Here is a 24,309-nt window from a genome sequence, read left to right on the forward strand (position 1 = left end):
CTGCTTCGACATTCGTGGTTCTTTGCCTATTAGTACTAGAACGAATGGTTGTGATCAGCTTATTGAATTAATTCGCTCATGGGACGTTTTCAGAATTAAGCCGACACGACGGCAAAGGCTTACCACAACCATTTTCGTGAGCTCGTCGGGGGAAGCAAAACGCTTGCTTAGCAGTCGACAATTTCACGATCTATTCACCGGTCAAGGAATCCGCCGGTGAGGCCAATCTCATAAATGCCGAAATTTCAGAATCAATTTCTGAGTAATTGGATTGTCGGATTTGAATTATTCGAGCAGGATAGGTACAGGCGAAGAAGACTCTTCCGTTTAAGCCTCTCAGTTCTGCTCCTTCACTGACATTGGACACAAGCCGTAAAGCTTTGGGTTTAGTTACAGCTCTTCGAGGTTTTTTCCAAAAGCTCTTTGTTTCTCAATCATCAAGAAAGGTTCCTCTCATGAAAACAACCCGAACAATTTTGGCAGTAACGGTTGCCATTCTATTGACTCTTGTGCCTGCTTCCTTACAAGCAGCCGTTGTGTTAAGTGACGGCTTCGGCGATGCCGATCGCAACAATGACAATGTGATTGACGGCTCGGATACAGATACAGGCACTGACGGAATTGGCACCTACATTCCTGCCCGTAGTTCGAATACCGCCATGGCCACGAATAATGAAGTAGCTACCGCATTGGATTCAAATGACAAGGGCTTGCGCTGGTTGTCGAATTCAGGTTTCACCGGATCAAACACCGGTGATCGCAGGGCATTTATCGCAATTGTTGACGATGCAAATCTTGCGATGGTGGAGACACAACCCACATCTGTCGCTGGCGGTTTGGGTACCACTGCCATCAATGACGGCTACGCGCTTTCCTACAACTCTAAGGGTCGTGGCAACTCGATGACCGCCATTTTCGGTCAAACAGTTTCCCTCGGGCCGGAGGTGGGGGACCAAGTTAAAGTTAGTTTTGATTTTCGTGTATGGGCAGATGCACCCAACGCCAATGCCGTGCAGCAACCGGATGACGCCCAATTGCGATTCGGCCTCTTTCAAGATACCGACAGCCAACTAGGGCAGATCAACCCGGTAGCTGGTCCCGATGTAGATGGCGCAATGACTTCTGCGAGATGGGGATTTGACGACGGTTACTTTGATGGAACGAGAGGATCTATTGCCGTCACAGGAAGTGATATCGGTAGCACAAATGATCGCGGTTGGTATGGACAAGTCGTCGTTGAGAATCCGAATGGCTCATTTCCTCCGCCGTTTGGCCGACAAAACGGTGGTGACTGGCGAATTCGGGAAGAGACCAACGTGCCAGGGGCCGATCCAAATGATAAACGCATCATGCAAGGAACCGGTGATGACGATACCGTCGCTGTCCCCCAGCCTATGACTCCGGGTGGAAACGACTTTGGTTTGATCAATCTGGTTGTTGGTAATGTCTATAACCTATCGCTTACATTGGAGAGATTCACCGACGTGAATCCTGGCGATACTATCAAGGCAAGCTTGACGACGACTGATCGAGCGAGCGGTCTCTCTTATACGTTGTCTGACTACGAAAATGTGATGGTAGATGACGGGATGGGTGGCATGATTCCCGATGGAATCTCGAGCGACTCCTGGGACTACTTTGCACTCCGCAACACGGGTCTCGATGACATGGACTTGCTGGTCGACAACTTCTTGCTTGAAATCTTTGGAAGCAACGAGCCGAGTGACAACGCGGACTTCGATGGTGACGGTGACGTGGATGGTCGTGACTTCCTTGTGTGGCAACGGGGCGGATCGCCAAACGGAATTAACTCAGGCGATTTGGCCCTTTGGAAGTCCCAGTACGGGACGACGCCCCTCGCAGCGGCAATCGGTGCTGTGCCAGAGCCTTCGTCGCTGCTGTTGCTTAGCCTGAGTGGCGTATTGTCTCTTGCCGTGCGTCGTCGAAGTAGAAGTTAAAGCTATTTTCTCCCAAACCCTTCCTCGGCCACAACTGCGATCGATGGCCGGGGAGGGGAGGATTTGGCCACAGATCGAAGGATTAAGCACGGATAGATCGTAGTTCAGAAAAGCTTTTGAACATAAGGAAGCTGAGAGAGCAGAGAGAAATGCATCGAAACTTTGGTTGCTCTGTTGCCTACTGTTCAAGACTTTGGATTTGAATCCAACATTCAATTCAAGTCAATTCAAGTTAAAAATAATGTGAAATGCGGCAGTTTGGATGCCGTTGGTGGTCTCGTCATTTCAGTAGCGTTAGGTAATTAGGAGCATCGTATCCATGTTCACGACTAGTTGTCAGCAATGCTTAGGCAGAAGAGTTTCAAAGGGCTTTACACTCGTCGAGCTTCTGGTGGTGATTGCTATCATAGGCGTCTTGGTAGCCCTCTTGCTACCGGCTGTGCAGGCTGCTCGTGAGGCAGCCCGGCGGATGTCTTGCACCAACAACTTGAAGCAGGACGCTTTGGCGGATCTCAACTATGAAAGTACTAACGGTAATCTGGTTCCTGCCAGGCTTGGTCCCGACTCAACCGGTTCAAGAGAGATGAGGGAGTTGAGGACAGCGGTAGAACGCTCGGGAGCGAGTGGGTTTGTCCTATTGCTCCCCTATATAGAGAAAAACGCTTTGTACGCTCAACTCGATGTGTACGACAATCAAAGTATTTGGCCCGCACAAGACTTCGTTGTAGGTAACTGGAAAACTCCGGACAGGCTCACGGCGATCGGTACTAGTGTTGCTGAGTTTATTTGCCCCTCCGAGGGGAGCAAGCCGTATCGGGAAGACTGGACCTCTTGGGATCCTCCTCCGGCAGTTGGTTCCTATGCCTTCGTGGGAGGTCACCGAGGCGTGAACGGTGGAGCGCTCTACACTCCCGTAAACGCTTGTATGGTAAAACATCACAACACGGGCCCTCATCTATATCGGACAGTCGTCCAGCTTAAGCAGATTCAGGATGGTACTAGCAATACGATTTCCGTGGGTGAAACGATCGAGAACTCGATTGGAACCATCAACGGAGCAAATGCTTCCAACATCTGGTCCTATGTCCTCCGTTATCTGGATTGTTTTCGAGTCACCGATGTGGCCCTCAATACGCCCCCCTGGGCCGAAACGCTCAACGTGAACGGGGACATTGTCAATGGTGCCTTCGCCAGCAGACATCCGGGTGGTGCGCAATTCGCATACGTTGATGGACATGTCGGGTTTCTGCAAGAGGATATCGATTTGGAAACGTATCGCGACCTTTCCACCATTGCAGGACATCGGTCAGTGATGGATCAAATTGACAAAAATGAGACTTGCAAAGGGGACTGATCTCCCTCGGGTTAATAACAAATATGACACATTATTCAATAACATTTCCGGTAGAGGTTATTCGACTGGTTATCCTCTTACTGCTCGGCGCATCGTTGGGGTGTGATGAACCTCCGGTTCGTTTTCCAGTTGCCGGAAAGGTGCTCATTGATGGCCGGCCATTGCCAACTGGTTCAATCCGTTTTGTGCCGAAGTCGGGGCGTCCGTTTACGAGCAAGATTATGAAAGATGGTTCCTTCCAGTTGTCTGAGAATTCTGTGTCGGCTTCACAGCAACAACTTGGTGTGTTCCCCGGTACCTACCAGGTGGCCGTTTCCGCTACCAAGATCCTCAGCGAAGGATCGAACGAAGTCGAATGGCTGGCTCCCAGTAAATATGCTGATTCCACTACTTCAGGCATTGAACTGAATATAGCGGGACCGAAGGAAAACCTGCAAATCGACCTTACCTGGGAAGGGGATGAACTGTCCGAGGACGTGAGCGCAAGTGATGCTGAGAAAATACATCAGGCTCAAGATGCATCAGAAGAGGCTACATCAGACTCTACTACTGACAAACCTCAGGATGAGGAGGCTCCGGAGAAATCGTGAAATCTGAATTCAATGTATCTATATTTGGCCAGAGTATCGCGCAGAGTAACTGGCGGTTCGCCTTGTTGTTGTCTTTCATGGCAGTGATTCTAGGCTGCGGTGATGGTCGACCTGCACGGGTAAATGTATCCGGGCAGGTGTTGATTGATGGAAAGCCTCTCACGGTTGGAAACGTCAAGTTTGTTCCTGAGGGTGCTCGCCCCTCATCTGGAGCAATCGATTCAAACGGCAACTTTACACTCACCTGTTACGACGGGGGAGATGGAGTCGTTCCAGGAACACATCGCGTGCAGGTCTCCGCAATGGAGGTAATTAGTGCGAGCAAAGTGAGATGGATGGCGCCGCCAAAGTATGCCGATTTCCTCACATCAGAACTCAGTTATGAGATTACAGAGCCGACGGATGATTTGAAGATTGAACTAACGTGGGATGGCGGGAAGCCATTTGTCCAATAGACTCTGGCTTCGCTCAACATGAAAACGCATCCCTTGACTTTAACGGATCCTTGGAATTGCTGCGCCATAATTCTGATTGCTAGCCATTTATGGTGCACTAGTGCCTACGCAACTGAGTTTATGGTTTCTTCTGCCTCACAAATCACGACAGCCATGCAAACTGCCCAGCCTGGCGATACGCTCATCATGACCAACGGCACCTGGACTAATCAGCAGATCAGTTTCGGTGGGTTTGGCAATTCTACGAACCCGATCACACTGCGAGCCGAAACCCCCGGGCAGGTGATCCTCAATGGAAATTCAACGCTGGATATTACTGGTAGTTGGCTGGTGGCCGACGGCCTCAGGTTTGAGGGAGGCGCTCTCGCAAACGGGTCAAGTGCTATCGTTGAATTTCGCGGCTCCAAAGGGGAAGCAACCAATAGCCGACTGACTAACTCTGCCATCATTGGTTACAACCCCGCCAGTGTCGACGACCGATACCATTGGGTAGAAATTTTTGGCCAAAACAATCGTGTGGATCACAATCGGTTCGAAAATCAGAATCACTCTGGCGTTACCGTCGTCGTGCGGCGGGACGATACAGGAGCAGACAATCATTTGATCGACGCCAATCACTTTGTGGATCGCCCGGTGCCAAACAATCCTAGCGATCCCAATGGTTTTGAGACGATTCGCGTGGGCACAAGCGACGAATCGCTCAGCGATTCGTTCACCACCGTGGAAAACAATCTTTTTGAGCGACTTGATGGTGAAATCGAGATCATCTCGAACAAATCGGGCCAGAATACCTATCGCTACAACACATTTCGCGATTCAAAAGGGACTCTCACTCTCCGCCACGGAAACGATACGCTTGTTGAAGGAAATTTCTTTCTTGGGGGAGACACGAACAATAGTGGAGCAATTCGCGTCATCGGCGAGAGGCAGACGATCGTCAACAATTACATTGCCAATGTTGACGATCGCGCCGGTGGCGCGATATCCATTTCTGCGGGAGTTCCCAATTCGGCGCTGAATCAATACTACCAAGTCAAGGACGCCGTCATTGCTCATAATACCCTGGTCAATACCCAGGGAGTGATGCTCACATTCGACGACGGGCTGGGAAGTAGCGGACGGACTTTAAAGGCAGAAAATGTCACCGTCGCCAACAACATTTTTCGCAGTGACGGACCGACAATCTTTGAGGGGAGTGAGGGTACGGGCTGGACTTGGGAAGGAAACATCGCCTTCGGTGGCAGTCTGGGTCCCAAAGCAGGCGCCGCCGGCATCACTGCAGTAGATCCCCAACTCCAAATAGATCCCGATGGGCTTTGGCGGCTTAGTTCTACCAGCCCTGCTATCAACTCAGGAACCGGCAGTTACGGCGGCTTAATCGCCAACGACATGGATGGCCAGGCACGCATTGGAATTTTCGACATAGGTGCTGATGAGTTCTCCATGGCACAGATTGTCCGCAAGCCCCTTGCGGCTGCAGATGTGGGGCCAAGTTGGCTAGGTCCTGACGAACCCCCTGTCGGTGGTGGTGGTGGGGGATGCTTTGCCCGTGGCTGTTCGATCCAGGCGGAAGACTTTGCTGCCATTCTCGACCCCAACAACAATGGCTTGTTTTATACTACGGTCGACGATACTGATGCCCTAGGGGGCAAGGCAATCCGAGCCCCTGGTGGGAATACATACACTCAGTCTGGCCCTCAAGACACGATTGCCGTCTACGACATGGAGTTCCAACAGGCCGGTACCTATCGCGCCTATTATCGGGCCAAGGGATTCAACGGCAGTTCAGACAGCCTCTATGTTCCCAATAATTTTAATATCGATCCTACGGTGCAAGAGAACACTTCCAATGATAGCACCTACGTCTGGGAAGTTGGTAATACGTTCACGATCAGTCCATCGAATGTCGGCGTTCCTCTCGAGTTTCGTATCGGTAAGCGTGAAGGATCGAATCAACTGGATGCCTTAGTACTCGACCTGGACCTCTCGCTCACTCCTGCAGAGCTGGACGCCTTGTTCGCACCGGTCTTTGACCCGGGTGACTTCAATGAAGATGGTTTCGTTGACGGAAACGATCTATTGTCCTGGCAGACAGGATATGGGACTCCCAACTCAGCAAGCCATCTGGACGGAGATGCCGACGAAGATGGCGACGTCGATGGAAACGATTTTCTTATCTGGCAACGCGGATATACGGGGCCAGCGCCACTTGCCTCCCAGACCGTTGCGGTTCCCGAGCGTTCGGGGATGACGCTGTGTCTCATTGGTCTCCTGGTGTCGGCAGTTTGCACCAGGAGCGGCAACTCATTGCAACCTTTTATCAGGAGTATTCTCAGCCATGCCTCATAACCATAAATCAGAAAGCAGCTCTCGCCGCGAATTCATCAAGACATCGGCACTGGCTGCTGCTGCAGCCGCACCCTATTTTGCACCGGCTTCAGTATTCGGAGCCAACGCGCCGAGCAATCGCGTAACTCTGGGCTTTATTGGCGTTGGCAATCAGGGATTTCCCGTGATGCAGCGGTTCCTTGAGAACGATCAATGTCAGGCTCTAGCTGTCTGCGATGTGAATCGTGGGAGCAATGGTTATAAAGATGACAAGCATTTCTACGGACGCGAACCCGCGAGAGATGCTGTCGAAGGATTTTACGCGAAATCGAAAGAGTCGGGCTCCTACAAAGGCTGCGAAGCGTACAACGATTTTCGTGATATCATCGGTCGCAAAGATATCGACGCAGTCGTCATCGCTGTTCCCGATCATTGGCACAGCATCATGACGGTTCAAGCTGCCAAGGCAGGCAAGGACGTTTATTGTGAAAAGCCTTTGGGGCTGACCATTGGCGATCAAAAAGCGATGGTCAAGGCGGTTCGCGAAAATGGTCGAATCCTGCAGACCGGCAGTCACGAGCGCTCCAACCCAAACGTCCGCAGATTGGTTGAAATCGTACAGAGTGGCGCCATCGGTGACGTGAAACGTGTCGTCGCTAATGTGGGACGTCACAACATGATCAGCCCTGGCCCTGGGTGGAAGCCGATGCCGGTACCGGAGGGGTTTGACTACAAAATGTGGCTCGGCCCCGCGCCGGATGCTCCGTATCACAAGGATCGTTGCCTCTATCGTTTCCGCTTTAACTACGATTATGCTGGCAGCCAGGTCACGAACTTTGGTGCTCACTCGCTCGACATGGCCCAATGGGCACTCGGCATGGATAAATCTGGTCCCGTTCTGGTCGAGCATGTTTATGCTGACTACTTGCCGAAGGGGAGTCTGTTCAATGCGGCCACCTACACGCATTTTCGCTGCACTTACGACAACGGCATCGTCTTGGACTGCATGACAGGGGTTCCTGAAGTCCGCTGCATCATTGAAGGGACCGAAGGAAGCGTGCGCGTTGAAAATCAAGGTCGCAATTTCTTCACGATCCCTGAAGGAATCAAGGCCAAAGTGTGTGGTACGGACGTACCTGATGTGTATGTGAGCAACGACGACCACCAGCGCAACTTCATCGACTGTGTTAAGTCCCGCGAAGAACCGGCGGCATCTGTCGAAGTCGGTCATCGAAGTGCTACGGTTTGCCATCTGGGGAATATCGCACTGCGTCTTAAGACCAAAGTGAAATGGGATCCAGTTAATGAGCAGATTATTGGAAACAAAGAAGCGAGCGCCATGATGAACCGTCCAACGAACCAAGCCTGGCAGGCCTGATTTCCTGATTTATGCGAATGCAACCTTAGCTAAACCGTATGACTCCACCTAACTCACCACAAACGCTTGCGAAACTATCGACGACTGGCAAGTCGACCGATATCGCCATCGCTGGTGTGGAGCTGTACTTTTTGCCAGTTACCACACGCGTGCCGCTTAAGTTCGGCTCAGAGACGTTGACATCCGTTACGTGTGCGCGAGTGCGCGTAAGTGTCGAAGACCGCTCTGGGCGCAAAGCAGAAGGTTGGGGCGAAACTCCGCTCAGCGTCCCTTGGGTCTGGCCTAGCACGATCTCTCATCGCACGCGAGACCTGGCTTTGCGAGATTTTTGTGAGCAGCTTGCGTCGGCTTGGTCTGCCTTTTCCATGTATGGGCATCCCCTAGAGATTGGCTACGAGTTTCAAGAAAACATTTTGCCGACTCTTCTGGCAGGATTCAACCGAGACTGCGCGCTCGACGAACGTATGCCTCTCTTGGCCGGATTGGTTTGCTGCTCACCCTTCGATATTGCCCTGCATGATGCTTACGGAAATCTGCACGAACGTCCTATCTATGATTGCTACACCGCAGAGTTCATGAACCATGATTTGGCTTACTTTCTGGAAGGCGTAGATTCAGAAGGAGCAGATTTCGAGGGCAAGTATCCTATTGATTTCATAAGCCCAAAAGTTCCCGAGACTCTTCCCGTCTGGCACCTGGTAGGCGGCGTTGATCTGCTTGACCCGGCAGAAATGAATGGCGACATTCCGCTCGACGGCGAGCCATTTGTGCTCGAAGACTGGATCAATCGAGACGGCTTGCAAAACTTAAAGGTGAAGCTCCGCGGCAACGATGCTGACTGGGACTTCGACCGTCTGGTTCAGGTCGGCTTGATTGCTGGCAGGCATGGCCCCTACACACTCAGCGCGGACTTCAACTGCACGGTATTGGATCCCGCTTATGTCAACGCAGTTCTCGATCGACTTGCGGCCGAACATCGTGATATCTTCGATGCGATTCTCTACGTAGAGCAGCCATTTCCCTATGATCTCGAAGCAAACAAGATCGACGTTTCAAGTGTATCGAGTCGTAAGCCCCTTTTGATGGACGAAAGCGCCCATAATTGGCAGTTGGTGAGGCTAGGTAAGAAACTCGGCTGGACCGGTGTGGCTCTGAAGACCTGTAAGACCCAGACCGGCGCGATCCTTACTCTTTGTTGGGCCAAGGCCCACAAGATGAGTATTATGGTCCAGGACCTGACAAATCCGATGCTCGCTCAGATTCCTCATGTCTTGCTCGCTGCACACGCGGGAACCATGCGGGGGGTCGAGTCAAACGCGATGCAGTTTTATCCCAAGGCCTCACTTCCCGAGGCAAAGGTCCATCCGGGCCTTTATCAACGTCGAGAGGGCAAGCTCGATCTGAGCTCGATCCAAGGCTCTGGATTCGGCTATCGTGTGAATGAAATTGCACGAGAGCTTGGCGATCCCGTCGCGACCTTCGGAAGTTTCGCAAAAGACTAACGCATTCGGAAACAGTAAGTTCATGATTCGAACCGCTTCGTTGTTGCTCACACTTCTACTGTTCATAAGTTCTTCGAGCGAGCTTGTAGCAGACACGGAACCCAAGCTGCTGATTTGGGAAGGCACGCAACTCACCAAACTCAAGCAAGATCTAGATGATCCGACACCGGAATTGCAGGGTGCTGCAAAAATGTTACGTCAGCAGGCGGAAGATGCACTGGGCAATAAATCTTATTCGGTGACCTACAACGCGCATGTGCCTCCCAGTGGCGACAAGCACGATTATGCCAGCTTTGGCGCCTATTGGTGGCCGGACCCTTCAAAACCAGATGGCTTGCCATTCATTCGCCGCGATGGCGTGACGAATTACAAGCAGAAGAAGCTGGGAGATAAGGTTCATTTTGGTGAGTTCACTAAAGACGTCGAGTCACTATCGCTCGCTTATTACTATTTCGAGGATGAACGCTATGCAAGACATGCGATCCATCTCATTGACGATTGGTTTCTAAATCCAGAAACCCGCATGAATCCCCACCTCGAATATGCCCAGGCTGTGCTGGGACGTAACGAAGGCAAGAACTCTGGGGTTATCGATACCAGGGATTTCATGTATGTCCTCGAATCGCTTGAATTGCTCAAGGAATCCCCTACCTATAACCAGGATTTTGAAGACGGATTGAAGAGCTGGTTTACGGAATACCTACAGTGGCTGCAAACCAGTGAGCTTGGCAAGAAAGAAAGTCAAGCAAACAACAATCACGGTACGTGGTACTATGTCCAAGCAATACGCATTGCACTGTTTTTAGGCAAAACGGAATTGGCAAGAGAATTACTTGATCACGTCCGAGACAACTTGATACCCAGTCAAGTCGCGACTGATGGCACTCAGCCTGAAGAGCTCGCAAGAACCAACTCCTTCCACTACAGCATTTTCAACCTCCAAGCGATGGGTATCTTAGCCCGTATGGGGGAATCGCTCAATTACGATCTGTGGCACTATCGGGATGAAAATGGCAAAGGTATGCAGCAGGCCGCCGAGTATCTGCTCCCCTACGTGAATGGCGAAGCAGATTGGCCGCACGAGCAGATCAGTGAATACCACGTGTCGCCGCTTACTAACCAGATGTTCCGTATGATGTCGGTGCGATACGCAGAGCCAAATTGGCTAAATGTCTCTAAGAAGTTGCTAGAAGGCTATCCCCGGTTTGATTCCGCCATGTTAGTAAACGCTGCCTATGATGGGCAAAATGCGGAATGATTCATTGTCCAACCCACTATGGAGTTTGCATAAAACATGAAACCCAAAGAAATCATCTCACGACCTTCCCGGCGAGAATTCGGTGTAAGCGTCGCATTGGCTGCGGCCGCTACTACTCTTCCATCCAGGTTAATTGCGGCCGAAGCGGTCAAACCAAAGCACAAATTCTGCGCATTCGTCAAGTTCTTGCAAGCACTCGATTACGATCAGCTGACCGAGGCAATTGCTGACGCCGGTTTTGACGGTGTCGAAGTGACCGCTCGAGAAAAGGAAGGATATATTCTCCCGGCTGCCGCGGCCGACGAGTTGCCCAAGCTCCAGGAAGCCCTAGCAAAAAGAAACCTGGAAATCACAATACTGACGACGGATATTTTGAGTGCAGACCAAACGAATGCAGGAGCAACGCTTCAAGCTGCTGCTGACCTAAAAATTCCCCGCTATCGTCTTGGCTTTCATCGCTATGATATGAAGCGACCCATCTTGAATCAGATCACAGAGTTACAACCTGCGTTCCGAGATCTTGCAGCGATGAACCGCGAGCTCGGCATTGCAGGAATTTATCAAAATCATTGTGGGGCCGATTTCGTCGGGGCAACCATTTGGGATTTACACGAGTTGATCAAAGACTACCCTGTTACCGAACTTGGCTGCGTCTTTGACTTCCGTCATGCTGCCGTCGAAGCCGGTGAGGCCTGGCCCGTCTACTACAATGTGATGGAACCCCAGGTATCCGCTGTATCCGTTAAAGATTACGTCTGGGACGGGTTGAAGTCTCAGCACACCCCTTTGGGAAAAGGAAGACTTGACCCAAAATGTTTCAAGCTTCTGAATGCGTCAAATTTTTCGGGGCCGATCTCGGTTCACGTTGAATATCTCCCCAAAGCAGGAGTTGCGGAGAACCTGCAAGCGCTCAAGACGGATCTGCAAACCTTGAAGAAGATGCTTTCTGCTTGAGAAAAGACTTACGAAGCTAAGGCAATATTCACATTTAATGAGGGATCCTTCGCTTGTCGCGACTAACATCCAAAAAGGCGATTGTCACAGGAGGTGGCCAGGGATTAGGTCGAGCCATCGTTGAAGAGTTAATGCGTCAAGGATGCGACGTCGCGATTCACTACTACAAGAGTGCTGAAGGGAGCCAGCAAGTCAAACAGGCTGCCCCTCCAGGTATACGTGCGGAATGCTTTTCCGCTGATTTGACTGACGAGTCGGCCGCTTCTGCGATGGTTAGCGAAGCTGTGAAATTCCTCGGCGGCTTGGAGATTCTTGTCAACAATTCGGGAGATATAATTGCGCGACGTAGGCTAGGCGAAGTTGATTTTGATTTTTGGCGAAGAGTCATGGATGTGAACGTCATGAGCATGATGTTTGTGACTCGCCAGGCCGTGCCACATTTACAAGCCAGTAAGAATTCCAGTGTTGTGAATGTTGCGTCTCTTGCCGGGCGCATGGGCGGGCATGCGGGATCTCTGGTCTATTCCACAGCCAAAGGTGCCGTACTCACTTGGACGAGGTCCCTGGCGAAGGAACTTGGCCCTCAGGGGGTCCGAGTCAATGCCATCGCTCCCGGTCTGATTCTTGGCACGGCGTTTCATGCAACGCATACGACACCGGAATCTGCCTCAGAAACCGTAGCTGGAATTCCCTTAGGGCGAGCGGGAAATCCGGCAGACGTGGCAAGGGCCGTGGCTTTTCTTGCAAGTGAATTCGACGGATTCATCACAGGAGCAACTCTGGATATCAATGGTGGAGTCTTCGGTTGCTGAAATTAAGCGTCAGCGCGATGCAATGGGTACAAAATTTGGTGCCGCAAGCACATGCACTACGCAACGACCTCTTTCTTGCGACTTCGCAGCAGCTGCACAACCAACACCAGAGAAATATATGCGGCGGCAAATCCGAGGCCCGGATAGCCCCCCTTTTTCATGATCGCCGATAGTCCTGCGGCGGTAGCTGCCAATGCGGCAAATCCCATGAGCATATTCCAGACTACTCGCTTCACACCTTGTGGCCTTTCGCTGCCCATCAGAGACTCTTGATTCCCCATCGAGGATAATTTGACGATTTTTTTCAAGCAGTAATTCTTCCGACATGAAACCATCTACTTAAATTCATTGGTTGCGAAAAGGTCGGACGCTAGAAAGAAAATTTGTTCTCATATACTTGAACTTCATGGTAACGGGGTAGGCGACTTGAGGTAAGTTCCGAAAAGCGAACGAGGACTACCGATTTTTAGTGTCGCTAGTCCTCGAAAACGGAATTAACCAAGTGGCTCTCGGACGAGGATTAGTCTCCAATCCTCCCAATCTACCTAAGAAGCATAAGGCTGTATCAATTCTTCGCGATCCGAAAAAGGACTTCGCACTCGCACAGTGCATCGCGGTGATTGAATTGGTGCTCTTTGCCCAATCAAGGCCCCGTATATTTACGCTGGGTCATCTGCTATCCTAGATGTTTGGCCGCACAGCGAGTGCCTTTCTACTACACCATCTTTTCGACTCATTTCGAAACCGATTACCTAGGAGCCTTGCGATGGCAGAACAGTCCCAAGGAAGCAATACGGACACCGACCGATTGCAACGCGAAATCACCGAATTGCAGAGGCTGGATCAACTACCGTTTGCCAGTAGTGCGTTCGGCTATATCAAACGCACCGGACCTGGCCTTTTGCAAAGCGCAATGACCCTAGGCGCTGGAAGCGCCGCAGCATCTGTAATCGCCGGTGCCTCGTTCGGCTACAAGTTGCTCTGGGTCCAACCCGTCGCGATGTTCCTGGGAGTGATGATGTTGGGTGCGCTCAGCAACGTCGTACTCACCACGGGCGAACGCCCCTACAAATCTTTTGGTCGCGAGATTGGCAAGTGGCTGGTGATCCTGTGGGCTCTAGGCACCATCATGGCCTCGGTCATCTGGCACTTTCCCCAGTATGGCTTGGCGGCCAGTGCCGCGCGTGATCTTGGCAACCTTCAGGGCGTCATAAGCGTTCCTGTCGAAGTCACCGAGGCGAATACTTTGCTGGCAGCGGCCGAGAAAACGAAAGACAAGCCCCAAATCAATCAAGCCAAAGCTAATTTAAACCAGGTCAAAAAAGACACTACACTCTTGGGACTGGGCTACACTAATTCTGGACTGATGCTGAGTTTTGGCGTAGGTATTCTCATACTTTGCATTAATATTGTCGCCACATTTAATTACGGCGGCGACTCACGCGGAGTCCGAATATACGAGTGGTTCCTGCGCGGCTGTATCGCCTTGGTGATTGTGATGTTTGGCATCGTCGTTGTAGCAAAATTCGATGTTGTAAGAGCCGAATTTGGCGAAATATGCAAAGGCCTTTTCGGGTGGTACGGAATCCCGAATCTTTGGAATCTCGATGGCACTCTGAACAATAGCACCGTGACTCAAGTGTTGGGCATGCTGGGTGCGGCCGTAGGGATCAACATGACCTTTCTCTACCCCTACTCGCTACTGAAGAAGGGTTGGGGCAAACATCACAAGAAACTTGCTCGCTGGGACTTGGGGATGACTATGTTCCTCCCCTTCGTGATGGTTACTTCGCTCGTAATTATCGCGATGAAAGTAGGCGGAGTTTATAGCGGAGCCGACGTCGTCAACACCACCATGCAACCATTGGAAGCCGCTGGAGTACTGAGCGGGGTGCTGGGGGACAATATGGGCCGAATTGTGTTTAATCTGGGCCTGATCGGCATGACCTGCGGTGCGATCAGTACACACATGGTGGTTTGTGGTTTCACTTTCTGTGAAATGCTCGGTCTGGAACAAACCAAATCACGGTTCCGACTGTTCTCCCTCACTCCCGCAATCGGCATCCTGGGTGTGATCGCTTCCCTTCCCATGTGGTTTCCCGTGGCCGCATCGGCCGTATGCTTTACCATGTTGCCGATCGCCTACCTCGCATTCCTCATAATGAACAACAAACGCAGCTATATCGGCGACGCCGTGGGGCATGGCTTCAGCCGTTTGGTGTTCAACGTCATCCTCGTAATCGCCCTGGCCGTAGCTACGATTGGATCGGGCATCAAGATTTACAGCAACGTTGTCAAGAAGATTCTGCCTGCCAAGGAGGTGACCGCCACCGCTCTCGTGTTACCAACCTCATTAGATGTTCAAGAGTAGCTGTGTCGCGCTGCGTCTGAACATTTCGCCGGGGTAGAGTTTCACTTGCATGCCAAAAGAGATGATCATCTGGCGTTGTCATTCCTGAGATATTCCAAGGGATCTTGCCAGACTTCTCGACTAACCTCGAAAGGTTTTGCTTGAGTAGTTGCTGAGGTTTTTTACTTCTATGAAACAATCCAAAGTTCTTTACACGAGTTCCATCGTAGCTGCCTTAGGTGGTTTTCTTTTTGGCTTTGATACGGTCGTTATATCTGGCGCTGAACAAACGATCCAAAAACTTTGGAATCTCAGTGAAACACTCCATGGACTGGCGATCAGTGCGGCGCTTTGGGGGACCGTTTTAGGATCGTTGATAGGAGGTTGGCCGACCGACCACCTTGGCCGGAAAAAGACCCTCATTAGTCTCGGGCTACTGTTTTTCGTTTCTGCCGTGTGGTCAGCGTTCGCACAGGACGTTAATTCCTTCATGGTTGCCCGCTTCATCGGCGGCCTGGGGATTGGCATTTCTACCGTTGCATCTCCTCTATACATCTCTGAAATCGCTCCGGCAAAACTGCGTGGCCGCCTTGCTGGAATGTTCCAATTCAACATCGTGTTTGGCATCTTGATGGCATTCATGTCGAATGCGTTGCTAAAGCAAATTGGGGAGAATGCTTGGCGCTGGATGCTTGGCGTCGAGGCGATTCCGGCGCTCATCTATACACTTTCCTGTTTCGCAATACCTGAAAGCCCACGCTGGTTGATTGGTGCCCAAAAGAATATGGATGAAGGGTTGAAAGTGCTCGCGAAGGTCAATGCCACTGCATCCAAAGCAGAAATAATACAAATTGCTGCGGACATTGAAGCAGCATCCCAGGAAGACACCCACGAGAGTGGATTTTGGACAATGCGCCATCGTGTTCCGATCCTACTGGCGATTCTGATTGCATTCTTCAATCAGCTTTCTGGGATCAATGCAGTGCTGTATTTCGCTCCCCGCATTTTCGAAATGACGGGCTTGGCTGCCAAAGCTGCCTTGCTTCAATCCGTGGGAATAGGAATTACAAATCTTATATTCACGTTTCTTGGACTCTGGTTGATTGATCGCCTGGGCCGTCGCACTTTGTTAGTGATCGGGTCCTTGGGATATATTGCATCGCTTGGACTGTGCTCATGGGCATTCTATTCAGGCAACGTCTCCATTGTGCCTGCGTGCATTTTCGCATTCATCGCCGCGCATGCCGTAGGGCAAGGTGCCGTGATCTGGGTCTTTATTTCTGAGATTTTCCCTAATCAGCATCGTGCATCAGGGCAATCCTTGGGAAGCTTTACCCATTGGATTTTCGCTGCACTCTTGACGCTCTTTTTTCCCAGAATGGTTACCGCTTTTAGCCCGGGTTCAGTGTTTGCTTTTTTCTGCGGCATGATGTGTTTGCAGCTTCTGTGGGTAGTGACCATGGTTCCAGAAACTAAGGGAGTGCCGTTGGAGCAGATAGAAGAACAACTAGGAATTCATTAGCCGTTGTTCTAGGCTAGGCTGCCTAACTCGCTTGTTCCAGGATACACAAGAAAGAAACCCGTTAGAGGCAACGAGTCTATTGGATTGCTGTTTGTTGTTAGAGCGGAGGGCATGGGACTCGAACCCACAACCGGTTACCCGGCACCTGAATTCCAATCAGGCCGCTAGCCATTCGCTTACCCTCCGAACAGATCGCTCGGAACCGCTATGATAGAAACGGTCGACTGCAATTGCAATCGCATCGCACCGAGGTGTGCGTAAAGAGTTAAGATTCATACTCAGTCGATGGCGTTCGCGCCTTGAATAAGGTTGACAAACTCATCATTCGACTTGAACTTACCCAGTTTAGTAGTGAGCTGCTCCATCGCATCGATATGATGCATTGAGGAGAGAGTTCGCCGAAGCATCGTCGTGGCATGCAATGTCTGCGGAGGAAGTAATTTCTCTTCGCGACGTGTACCCGACTGTTCGATATCGATAGCTGGCCAGACGCGTCGGTCTGCCAATTTGCGATCAAGCACCAGTTCCATGTTGCCGGTTCCTTTGAACTCCTGGAAGATCAGATCGTCCATGCGGCTGCCGGTGTCGATGAGGGCCGTACCGACGATGGTAAGTGATCCACCTTCCTCAAAAGCACGAGCCGTGGCAAAGAGCTTTTTGGGAATGTCCATCGCTTTAATGTCCACACCACCGCTCATTGTGCGACCAGTATTGCCGACCCACTTGTTGAACGCGCGGGCCAGGCGGGTGATCGAATCCATGAGCATGAACACATCTTTGCCCATTTCCGATAGTCGCTGGCAGCGAGCCACCACGAGTTGGGATAAGCGCACGTGGCTTTCCACGTCGTTATCGAGGCTGCTGGCAAACACATCGCCGTTAACAATATTGCGGCGCATGTCGGTGACTTCTTCCGGACGCTCGTCGATCAGCAAAACCATCAACGCCACATTGGGATAATTTTTCGACATCGCATTGCTGATGTGCTGCAGGAGCATGGTCTTACCAGTGCGCGGCGGGGCCACAATCAATGCCCGCTGCCCTTTACCAAGTGGCGTAAGCAAGTCCATCACACGTGTGCTAATCGGTTCAGCACCCGTTTCCAACTGAAACCATTCTTCTGGGTTGATTGGAGTCAATTGATCGAAATTCTTCACATCCAAATAGTCTTCTGGCGCGATTCCGTCGACATCCAACAGTTCTCTCAGCCTCGGACCCTGTTGCTTACGGTGGTGTTGCACCATGCCGCTGAGCAAAAGGCCCTCCCGGAGGCCAAACTTTTCGATCATGGTTCCAGGAACGAAGGGATCGGTCCGCTCACGCGTAAAGTTGGTCGACGGGTTTCTCAGAAAACCGTAGCCATTAGGGTGCATTTCCAGCACACCTGAGCCGGGGACCAGGGGCAACGGATCGCCACTCTCGGTGTAATCGGGTTCTTGAGAATCCTGGTAGGAACCTCGTCGACGGTTCCCGCCGCGATTGCCCCCACCAGACCGATTCGACGGCCGACCGTTATTGCTGTTGTTATTGTTTCTGCCGCGGTATCGTCCACCGCCAGCTCCACCCGATCCACCTGATCTTTGACGCTTGTTCGCCATCACAATCTAAATCCCAAAGGTTCCTATCAAATAGTTGCCACCCTGAAAATCAACGGGCAACATTAAAAAAGCCAAAAAAGGCCAACATGAAAAATTTTGCTCGACCACCCTGCCCTACCCAGACCAGAGAGGAAATTTTCCCCACCGGGCGAAGCCCGATTTGCGGTGCCGGGCAGCGCTATAGTAGGTAACCGAGTCACCTGAAACGTAACTGCTACCGGAAAATACCGTTCCCGGAAATGTGTTTCACCAGCGTCGTAATTTGGTGAGCAACCGAGAGACTCCCTGCCTCAAACACCCAACAGACGGTGTGCCCCCAACCGATGGATTCACCGCTTGATTGCGATGATTTCGCTGGTGCAATTGATTCCTGATCTATCCTTACATCTTACTGGCGCGAATCAGGTAAACGCGCGAATCAGGAAAACATGTCCTCATATGCTTCAGAGTGAAATCAGTCTAATCACAGGCAATGCGAATTGCCAGCCCTACTTGAGTAAATTACCACACATAAATTACGAGCTGAATTCAAATGCATAACTTAGTGGAAACCACGAAAGACCAAAGTGAACTCCGCCCAACGTTACGTTTCTGCAGCCCCACTCAATTTCATTAAGGCAATGAGCCAGTAAAAAATCCCCAGCAGCCATCAGGCCATTTAGTGGATTAAAAATCGCAACCGGGAATCTCTCTAGCAGGATTCGGAAACCGGAATTGGACAAAATCAACTCACAAGCGAGAGTGCCTGTTCTTCACGAGGTTCCATTTAACCAGCGAAGAAGCCGAACATTGGCATTTAGAACCTGCCGGAGACGCAGGATTATGAACTCACCATAGTATTAGCCGAAAATACAGAACTGTCAAGATTAGTTCTCTATTTTGGGCCGGTTATCGCATAGTATTTTAATCTTGCGACAGCAATTGCAAATCTGGCAACCATTCTCTTATTCGATCGGTCCATGATATGGAGCATTTCGCTGACACCATGAAAAGGTAGGCAGGCAATCATGAGTAAATGTTCATAAAAGCATTCATAATAGGGACTTACGGAAATCCCATTTCCCGAGCAGAAACCATGAGTGCCAGCAATTCAAACCCTTCTCTCCGCAAAGTTTGGCTAATCGGAAGAATTTAACAAAGTTCAGAGTTCCCCGGTCCGATTTATCCGATCAGAGGCCCCTTTTCTAGCCGCCCTGTTTTCAGGTTCGAGAAGTGCTGCCCATAGCGGATCGGCCAATTTGGCATGATCATGTACCACAACTAGAACTAATGCGAACGGAATCGCCATGACCAACAAGAAGCTCATCACTTGCACTTTTCTTTCGTTGCTGGTCGGGACCACCCTTAGTCCCCTGGCCTTTGGTACAGAAGCTGTGAGATGGCGTGACAATCTCGACGCCGCAAAGATCGAATCTATCGAGTCGGGTAAGTTAGTGCTTCTGCACTTTTATACAACTACCTGCGGCCCCTGTCGCATGCTCGATGAAAGCGTCTTTTCGCAACCACAGATTGCCGAGTCACTCGAAAAGAACTACATCCCAGTGAAGATTAACGCAGAAGAAGCGCGGGCACTGGCCAGCGCCTATCAGATTGAACGAGTTCCTTCGGAAGTCGTCATGACTCCGCAGGGAAATGTGGTCGCCAAATTGTCTTGCCCTCAAAATGGTCCCGACTATATAGGCCAACTGTCGAATCTGGCCGATCATTATCGTGTCTACCAGTCGCGCGAAGGAGCACCTTCCCAGTCTCCAGTACAGTCTGCTTACGCGGGGCTACAAGTAGGTCAGTATCAACAACAGAACAAATATGCTCAGGATACTAATCAGCCCGGGCCACAAGCCGGTTCCCCAGCGACGACTAATAATCCTTATGCAGCTCAACCTAGCAAGACGGTGGCTGCTGCGACACCAGTTGCCAGCAATGCCTATGCTCCTCCAGCAAACAACCAGAATTCCGATGTAGCACTACCTGCGAATGCGATGCCCAACAGTTATCAATCGCAGTCTGCGTCGGCACCTGCACAGGTACCACTAAATCGGCAGCCGAATGTTGCCAATAGTGCTGTCGCCCAGTCGAGTCCAACCGCTGCTACTTCTACGACTCCGACTCATGTAATGAATCCGGCTGCGTCGCAAGTCGCCAAGGCATCGCACATCTCGCTCCGTCCTGAGTTGCCAGCGGGTAGTCCTCCCTTGGCATTTGATGGTTATTGTCCAGTAACTTTGCGGTCCGCTCACAAGTGGGTAGCTGGTGATCCAAAATTCGGGGCCATTCATCGTGGCCGCACTTTCCTGTTTACTTCCGACGAACAGCGTCAGCAGTTCTTCTCCAACCCCGATGCGTACTGCCCTGTCTTCTCGGGTATGGATCCAGTCATGCTGTTAGAGTCGAATCAAATTGTCGAAGGCTCGCGCCGTTTTGGCTTTGAGTATCGTGGAGCGTTTTATCTATTCGCCTCACAAGAGTCGATGGAACGCTTCAAATCTCAGCCTGACCAATTTGCGGCTGGGGTGAAGCAAGCAATGAATCGTATGACGAATTCGACGAGCGACACGGTATTGCGGTAATCAGCACTATCCGAAACGATTGCTTGTCAATTACGCGCAGGCGGGCATCTAGGAGATTTGGGACGGATTGCGAAGAAGGCACCCCCTCCGAGGGGTGCCCTCTCTACCCAGGTGAGTCTTCGTAACGAACTGAATGCCATGCAATCTACAAGCGTGCGCAAAGAAAATCCTTGCCCATGAATTGAGATCTGGTACGATTACGGGTGAGCCTCTGTAAGCGCTACATGCCGACGGCGAGCTGGTCCGAAGAATCAGTCAAACGGAGTGAGACTCGAGACACTGCGTAATACCAAGCTCGGCATGCTTGGAGAGGCTCCTTCTTTTGATTACGTGCCTGCTTTTCTTGAGGCCGACGTGCCCACTCGATAGCTACCGATTCTTGAATTGGCGTTGGATTAGCTAGGAGAGTTGTTAGGGGGGACGAAGCACTGCGATTGCTGACGCGGGCACTTGAGGAGCCCTATGTCTTGAGAGGTCGGAGAGAAAACTTCCTCTCTCACTTGAGCGATTCGAGAACAACTGCAAGAAGATTTGCCGACTAACTGCTAATCGCTAATTGCTTCGCATTATTCCCGCGTAGTATCAACGCCTTCATTGCCTTCTTCTGCTTCGAGAGCTTCCTTTACCAAGGCCGCCAGATCGATAGTCCCAGAGTTGATCGAGTCAAAAACCGACTCGCGCAGAGTCCGAGCATCGTACTCCGCAACCTTGGCCAAAATCTTCTTGATCTCATCGGGAGTATGGCCTTGTTCCTTTAGCCAGGTTACCAGTTGATCGTGTTGTGTATCAGACATAACGTTCGTGCCTAGTGTGATTGATACCTGAGAATGAATGAATTGACACTGATGTTTGATTGTAGCAGGTTTTCAACAAGCGCCGAATCCTTTCCAATTTCATCAGTGGTGCCTAAGGTACTTGGATTTTGCTTAGGGGATTCGAGCATATAAGCCTATAAGAGCGGGGTGAGAGTCAACCGCCTAAAGAGAAAGACGACTTGACGATCAGAAACAATGAGAAGCCAAGTCGATCTAGGTAGCTTGAGCGTCATCCGTTAAAATAGGCGCCCGTGACCTTAAACCATTAGCCCCCTTCATGGAGTACCAGGGAGGAGGATTATATAGCACCTCAGGATGACCCCATGCCGAAAACTAATGACCAGAAACTTGCCATCAAAGTCCGTCGTTGGAAGAAGTCAGATATTCCTGCGGTCGTCGAATGTCAGATGGCTGCCTATCCTCAGATTGCCCGCGAGAGCCTTTGCGATGAGCGGAAGATGGAGATGCAACTTGAGGCATTTCCTGAGGGACAGATTCTTGCAGAGGTGGATGGGCGGGTAATTGGCTACTGCACCTCGCTGATCGTCCTGCTCGACGAGGATTCTCCCTGGTATTCTTACAACGAGATCACTGGAGTCGGCACATTCAGTACGCATGATCCGAGCGGTGACACTCTCTATGGCTCCGACATCGCAGTCCACCCAGATTTTCGCGGACAGGGGGTGGCAGCCAAGTTGTATGTTCGGCGTAAGGCACTCTTGAAGCGGCTGAATCTGCGACGCATGGTCGGTGGCGGCAGAATTCCTGGCTATTCCCAGTACTCCAAGAAGATGACCCCAGAGAGATACATCGAGAAGGTAAAGCGTGGAGAACTCAAGGACATGGCTTTGTCCGCTCACTTGAAGGCCGGTTACGACGTGCTAGGTGTTCACTACGCCTATCTAACCGATGGCGAGAGCATGAACTATGCCACCTTCCTGCAGCTGGAAAACCCCTCGTTCGATCCTGCCAAACGAATGATAGCCGGGGCCCCCATTCATCGACCCAACCGCAAAGTGCGTGTCTGTGCAGCCCAATACCAACTGCGGCCCGTTACCTCTTGGAACGATCTCGAGCGGCAGGTCGAGTTCTTTGCCCAGACAGCAAACGAATATCATTGCCACTTCTTGCTCTTCCCCGAATTGTTCACGGCTCAGCTTTTCAGCATGTTGCCACCCGACATGGAAGCCTTGGAGGCGGTGCGAGTAGTTGCCGGGTACCACGAACAATATCTGGAACTCTTTAAGAAGACGGCTGCCGACTATGGTCTGTATATCATCGCGGGTTCTCATCCGGTCGAGACCGAGGGTGAGTTGCGCAACACTGCGCACTTGGTTACACCTAGCGGCAATGTCTACACTCAGGACAAGCTTCACATTACCTCGGTCGAACGGCACTACTACGACGTCCAACCGGGTGACAAACTCAAGGTCTTTGATACTCCACTGTGCAGAATTGGTATTCTTATCTGTTACGACGTGGAATTTCCTGAATTGGCCAGGCTTTTGACAGTCAAGGGTATCGATGTGCTCTTTGTCCCGTTTGCCACGGACGAGCGTAAGAGCTATCACCGCGTTCGCCACTGTGCCCAAGCCCGAGCAGTGGAAAACATCATATATGTAGTACTCGCCGGCTGTGTTGGCAACTTGCCGCAGGTCCGTAGCTTCTTGGTGAACTATGGCCAAGCGGCAGTCTGTACTCCATGCGATGTGGCATTCCCTATGGATGGCATCATGGCAGAAGCTGAGCCCAATTTCGAAACCGTTGTGATCTGTGAACTGGACCTGAACGACTTGGCCGTGCAGCGCGACCTGGGAAGCGTCAAACCCTTGCAGGATCGGCGGAGCGATCTCTACGAAGTCAACGCCTTAACGCCAGTAGAAGTGGTTTATGTCGAGTAAGGGTAGCAACTGAATGTAGATCTTGCGTAACTTGCCACGTTGTTCGTCAATGGGTTGTTATTGAGACTCGTCTTCAATAAGTGTTTGAGCAGTAAGAAGAATCCTTGGTCTTTACATAGGGTTATTGCTACTTTAATCTGCCGCCTTTCGCATCATTGAAAAAAGTATACGAGGAAACACAGCATGGGACTCCGTAAGGAACTTGAGGTGAGCGGTAACTGGCTTTTCCGGTTTCGTAGCTTTGTTCCACTACTGTTCCTCATTCCGTTCCTGGTCAAGATGAGCAGCTATCATTTCCCTTGGGGAAGCAATGGCCTGCATGAGGTCATGCACATTGTCAGCATGGCAGTCGTTTTTTCGGGACTAGCTATTCGTGCCCTCGTAGCTGGCTACGCCCCGGATGGCACTTCGGGTCGGAACACGAGGCAGCAAGTCGCCCAAAACATTAATACCACCGGACTCTATTCGGTAGTTCGACACCCACTATATGTTGGCAACTTTCTGATGTGGGGTGGAATTGTTGTTTTTTGTCTGGACGCTTGGTTGATCTTGGTCTTCTGTCTCGGCTTTTGGTTGTATTACGAGAGGATCATGTTCGCAGAAGAGTCTTTCCTTCGTCAAAAGTTCGGAGAACAGTTTACTCAATGGGCTGCGCGGACTCCTGCATTTCTACCTCGGTTGTCAAACTGGGTGGCCCCATCACGTCCTTTTTCTTGGAGAAGAGTCTTGCGCCAGGAGTATACGAGCTTTTTCCTCGCAGTTGTTGCCTTATTCGGAGAGGAAATTCTGGAGCACTTAGCGTTGGACCATCGACTGGTATTCGAGCCAGAATGGGTGGCGTTCTTGGGCCTGGGTGCCATCGTTTACTTAGTGCTTCGCCATCTGAAAAAGCACACTAGTCTGCTGACCACAGCAGAAAGTTGAAATAGTGTACGGCAAATCAAGATCGCTTTTTTAGGTCTCGTCC

18 protein-coding genes and 1 tRNA gene are annotated in these 24,309 nt (G+C 51.1%); 15 read left to right on the forward strand and 4 right to left on the reverse strand.

Annotated features, from left to right (window positions below; all coding sequences use genetic code 11):
* Positions 1-455 precede the first annotated feature (455 nt).
* From Pla144_RS16455 to Pla144_RS16500, 10 genes are all read left to right on the forward strand, one after another.
* Positions 456-1,958, forward strand: a complete 1,503-nt coding sequence (locus Pla144_RS16455) for a PEP-CTERM sorting domain-containing protein (protein ID WP_146451797.1) — start codon at positions 456-458, stop codon at positions 1,956-1,958.
* Positions 1,959-2,277: 319 nt separating this feature from the next.
* Entirely contained in the window at positions 2,278-3,312 is a 1,035-nt protein-coding gene (locus Pla144_RS16460) for a DUF1559 domain-containing protein (RefSeq protein WP_146452008.1), read from the forward strand.
* Between the two features lie 221 nt (positions 3,313-3,533).
* Complete coding sequence (locus tag Pla144_RS16465; RefSeq protein ID WP_146451798.1) at positions 3,534-3,902, forward strand: hypothetical protein; 369 nt, start codon at positions 3,534-3,536, stop codon at positions 3,900-3,902.
* Positions 3,899-4,357 (forward strand): hypothetical protein, encoded by a 459-nt coding sequence (locus tag Pla144_RS16470; protein ID WP_146451799.1) that lies wholly within the window; start codon positions 3,899-3,901, stop codon positions 4,355-4,357. The genes Pla144_RS16465 and Pla144_RS16470 overlap by 4 nt, the downstream gene beginning before the upstream one ends.
* A 120-nt stretch (positions 4,358-4,477) precedes the next feature.
* Positions 4,478-6,706 carry a polysaccharide lyase 6 family protein gene (locus Pla144_RS16475; protein WP_197530751.1) on the forward strand — a complete coding sequence of 743 codons (2,229 nt, stop codon included), beginning with the start codon at positions 4,478-4,480 and terminating at the stop codon, positions 6,704-6,706.
* Positions 6,696-8,063, forward strand: coding sequence for a Gfo/Idh/MocA family protein (locus Pla144_RS16480; RefSeq protein ID WP_146452009.1), 1,368 nt, complete (start codon positions 6,696-6,698; stop codon positions 8,061-8,063). The genes Pla144_RS16475 and Pla144_RS16480 overlap by 11 nt, the downstream gene beginning before the upstream one ends.
* Before the next feature lie 38 nt (positions 8,064-8,101).
* Positions 8,102-9,565, forward strand: a complete 1,464-nt coding sequence (locus Pla144_RS16485; RefSeq protein WP_146451801.1) for an enolase C-terminal domain-like protein — start codon at positions 8,102-8,104, stop codon at positions 9,563-9,565.
* 22 nt (positions 9,566-9,587) lie between these two features.
* Complete coding sequence (locus Pla144_RS16490) at positions 9,588-10,823, forward strand: alginate lyase family protein (RefSeq protein ID WP_197530752.1); 1,236 nt, start codon at positions 9,588-9,590, stop codon at positions 10,821-10,823.
* A 36-nt stretch (positions 10,824-10,859) separates the two neighbouring features.
* Positions 10,860-11,777 carry a sugar phosphate isomerase/epimerase family protein gene (locus Pla144_RS16495; protein WP_146451803.1) on the forward strand — a complete coding sequence of 306 codons (918 nt, stop codon included), beginning with the start codon at positions 10,860-10,862 and terminating at the stop codon, positions 11,775-11,777.
* Between the two features lie 53 nt (positions 11,778-11,830).
* Positions 11,831-12,589, forward strand: a complete 759-nt coding sequence (locus Pla144_RS16500) for an SDR family NAD(P)-dependent oxidoreductase (protein WP_146451804.1) — start codon at positions 11,831-11,833, stop codon at positions 12,587-12,589.
* 56 nt (positions 12,590-12,645) lie between these two features.
* Here Pla144_RS16500 and Pla144_RS16505 read toward each other — a convergent pair whose 3' ends face one another.
* Positions 12,646-12,897, reverse strand: coding sequence for a hypothetical protein (locus tag Pla144_RS16505; RefSeq protein ID WP_146451805.1), 252 nt, complete (start codon positions 12,895-12,897; stop codon positions 12,646-12,648).
* 458 nt (positions 12,898-13,355) lie between these two features.
* On the opposite strand from Pla144_RS16505, the gene Pla144_RS16510 reads away from it, so the two are divergent.
* Together Pla144_RS16510 and Pla144_RS16515 are read left to right on the forward strand one after the other, a co-directional pair.
* Positions 13,356-14,960 carry a divalent metal cation transporter gene (locus Pla144_RS16510; protein WP_197530753.1) on the forward strand — a complete coding sequence of 535 codons (1,605 nt, stop codon included), beginning with the start codon at positions 13,356-13,358 and terminating at the stop codon, positions 14,958-14,960.
* Between the two features lie 169 nt (positions 14,961-15,129).
* The gene (locus tag Pla144_RS16515; RefSeq protein WP_146451807.1) at positions 15,130-16,461 is read left to right on the forward strand and encodes a sugar porter family MFS transporter; all 1,332 of its coding nucleotides are present in this window, start codon (positions 15,130-15,132) and stop codon (positions 16,459-16,461) included.
* Between the two features lie 103 nt (positions 16,462-16,564).
* Here Pla144_RS16515 and Pla144_RS16520 read toward each other — a convergent pair.
* Together Pla144_RS16520 and rho are read right to left on the reverse strand one after the other, a co-directional pair.
* Positions 16,565-16,646, reverse strand: a tRNA-Ser gene (locus Pla144_RS16520).
* Positions 16,647-16,739: 93 nt separating this feature from the next.
* Positions 16,740-18,059: a transcription termination factor Rho gene (rho, locus tag Pla144_RS16525; RefSeq protein WP_146451808.1), complete on the reverse strand. Its 1,320-nt coding sequence runs from the start codon at positions 18,057-18,059 to the stop codon at positions 16,740-16,742.
* A gap of 1,286 nt (positions 18,060-19,345) precedes the next feature.
* On the opposite strand from rho, the gene Pla144_RS16530 reads away from it, so the two are divergent.
* Positions 19,346-20,626, forward strand: coding sequence for a thioredoxin domain-containing protein (locus Pla144_RS16530; protein WP_146451809.1), 1,281 nt, complete (start codon positions 19,346-19,348; stop codon positions 20,624-20,626).
* Between the two features lie 566 nt (positions 20,627-21,192).
* On the opposite strand, the gene Pla144_RS16535 is transcribed toward Pla144_RS16530, so the two are convergent.
* On the reverse strand, positions 21,193-21,420 hold the full coding sequence (locus tag Pla144_RS16535) for a hypothetical protein (protein WP_146451810.1): 228 nt from the start codon (positions 21,418-21,420) through the stop codon (positions 21,193-21,195).
* A gap of 344 nt (positions 21,421-21,764) precedes the next feature.
* Here Pla144_RS16535 and Pla144_RS16540 point away from each other — a divergent pair, with 344 nt between their 5' ends.
* Both Pla144_RS16540 and Pla144_RS16545 read left to right on the forward strand, forming a co-directional pair.
* Complete coding sequence (locus tag Pla144_RS16540; RefSeq protein ID WP_146451811.1) at positions 21,765-23,342, forward strand: bifunctional GNAT family N-acetyltransferase/carbon-nitrogen hydrolase family protein; 1,578 nt, start codon at positions 21,765-21,767, stop codon at positions 23,340-23,342.
* Between the two features lie 183 nt (positions 23,343-23,525).
* Positions 23,526-24,266 (forward strand): methyltransferase family protein, encoded by a 741-nt coding sequence (locus Pla144_RS16545; protein WP_146451812.1) that lies wholly within the window; start codon positions 23,526-23,528, stop codon positions 24,264-24,266.
* The last annotated feature ends 43 nt before the right edge of the window (positions 24,267-24,309 follow it).

This window comes from Bythopirellula polymerisocia (assembly GCF_007860015.1).
Lineage (GTDB): Bacteria > Planctomycetota > Planctomycetia > Pirellulales > Lacipirellulaceae > Bythopirellula > Bythopirellula polymerisocia.

Excerpts from the sequence above, each read along its gene's own strand:
- Pla144_RS16510 (WP_197530753.1), top strand. The coding sequence starts at position 13,356 with ATGGCAGAACAGTCCCAAGGAAGCAATACGGACACCGACCGATTGCAA.
- rho (WP_146451808.1), bottom strand. The coding sequence starts at position 18,059 with ATGGCGAACAAGCGTCAAAGATCAGGTGGATCGGGTGGAGCTGGCGGT.
- Pla144_RS16495 (WP_146451803.1), top strand. The coding sequence starts at position 10,860 with ATGAAACCCAAAGAAATCATCTCACGACCTTCCCGGCGAGAATTCGGT.
- Pla144_RS16465 (WP_146451798.1), top strand. The coding sequence starts at position 3,534 with ATGAAAGATGGTTCCTTCCAGTTGTCTGAGAATTCTGTGTCGGCTTCA.
- Pla144_RS16535 (WP_146451810.1), bottom strand. The coding sequence starts at position 21,420 with ATGTCTGATACACAACACGATCAACTGGTAACCTGGCTAAAGGAACAA.
- Pla144_RS16455 (WP_146451797.1), top strand. The coding sequence starts at position 456 with ATGAAAACAACCCGAACAATTTTGGCAGTAACGGTTGCCATTCTATTG.
- Pla144_RS16485 (WP_146451801.1), top strand. The coding sequence starts at position 8,102 with ATGACTCCACCTAACTCACCACAAACGCTTGCGAAACTATCGACGACT.
- Pla144_RS16475 (WP_197530751.1), top strand. The coding sequence starts at position 4,478 with ATGGTTTCTTCTGCCTCACAAATCACGACAGCCATGCAAACTGCCCAG.
- Pla144_RS16540 (WP_146451811.1), top strand. The coding sequence starts at position 21,765 with ATGCCGAAAACTAATGACCAGAAACTTGCCATCAAAGTCCGTCGTTGG.
- Pla144_RS16515 (WP_146451807.1), top strand. The coding sequence starts at position 15,130 with ATGAAACAATCCAAAGTTCTTTACACGAGTTCCATCGTAGCTGCCTTA.
- Pla144_RS16480 (WP_146452009.1), top strand. The coding sequence starts at position 6,696 with ATGCCTCATAACCATAAATCAGAAAGCAGCTCTCGCCGCGAATTCATC.
- Pla144_RS16460 (WP_146452008.1), top strand. The coding sequence starts at position 2,278 with ATGTTCACGACTAGTTGTCAGCAATGCTTAGGCAGAAGAGTTTCAAAG.
- Pla144_RS16490 (WP_197530752.1), top strand. The coding sequence starts at position 9,588 with ATGATTCGAACCGCTTCGTTGTTGCTCACACTTCTACTGTTCATAAGT.
- Pla144_RS16545 (WP_146451812.1), top strand. The coding sequence starts at position 23,526 with ATGGGACTCCGTAAGGAACTTGAGGTGAGCGGTAACTGGCTTTTCCGG.
- Pla144_RS16530 (WP_146451809.1), top strand. The coding sequence starts at position 19,346 with ATGACCAACAAGAAGCTCATCACTTGCACTTTTCTTTCGTTGCTGGTC.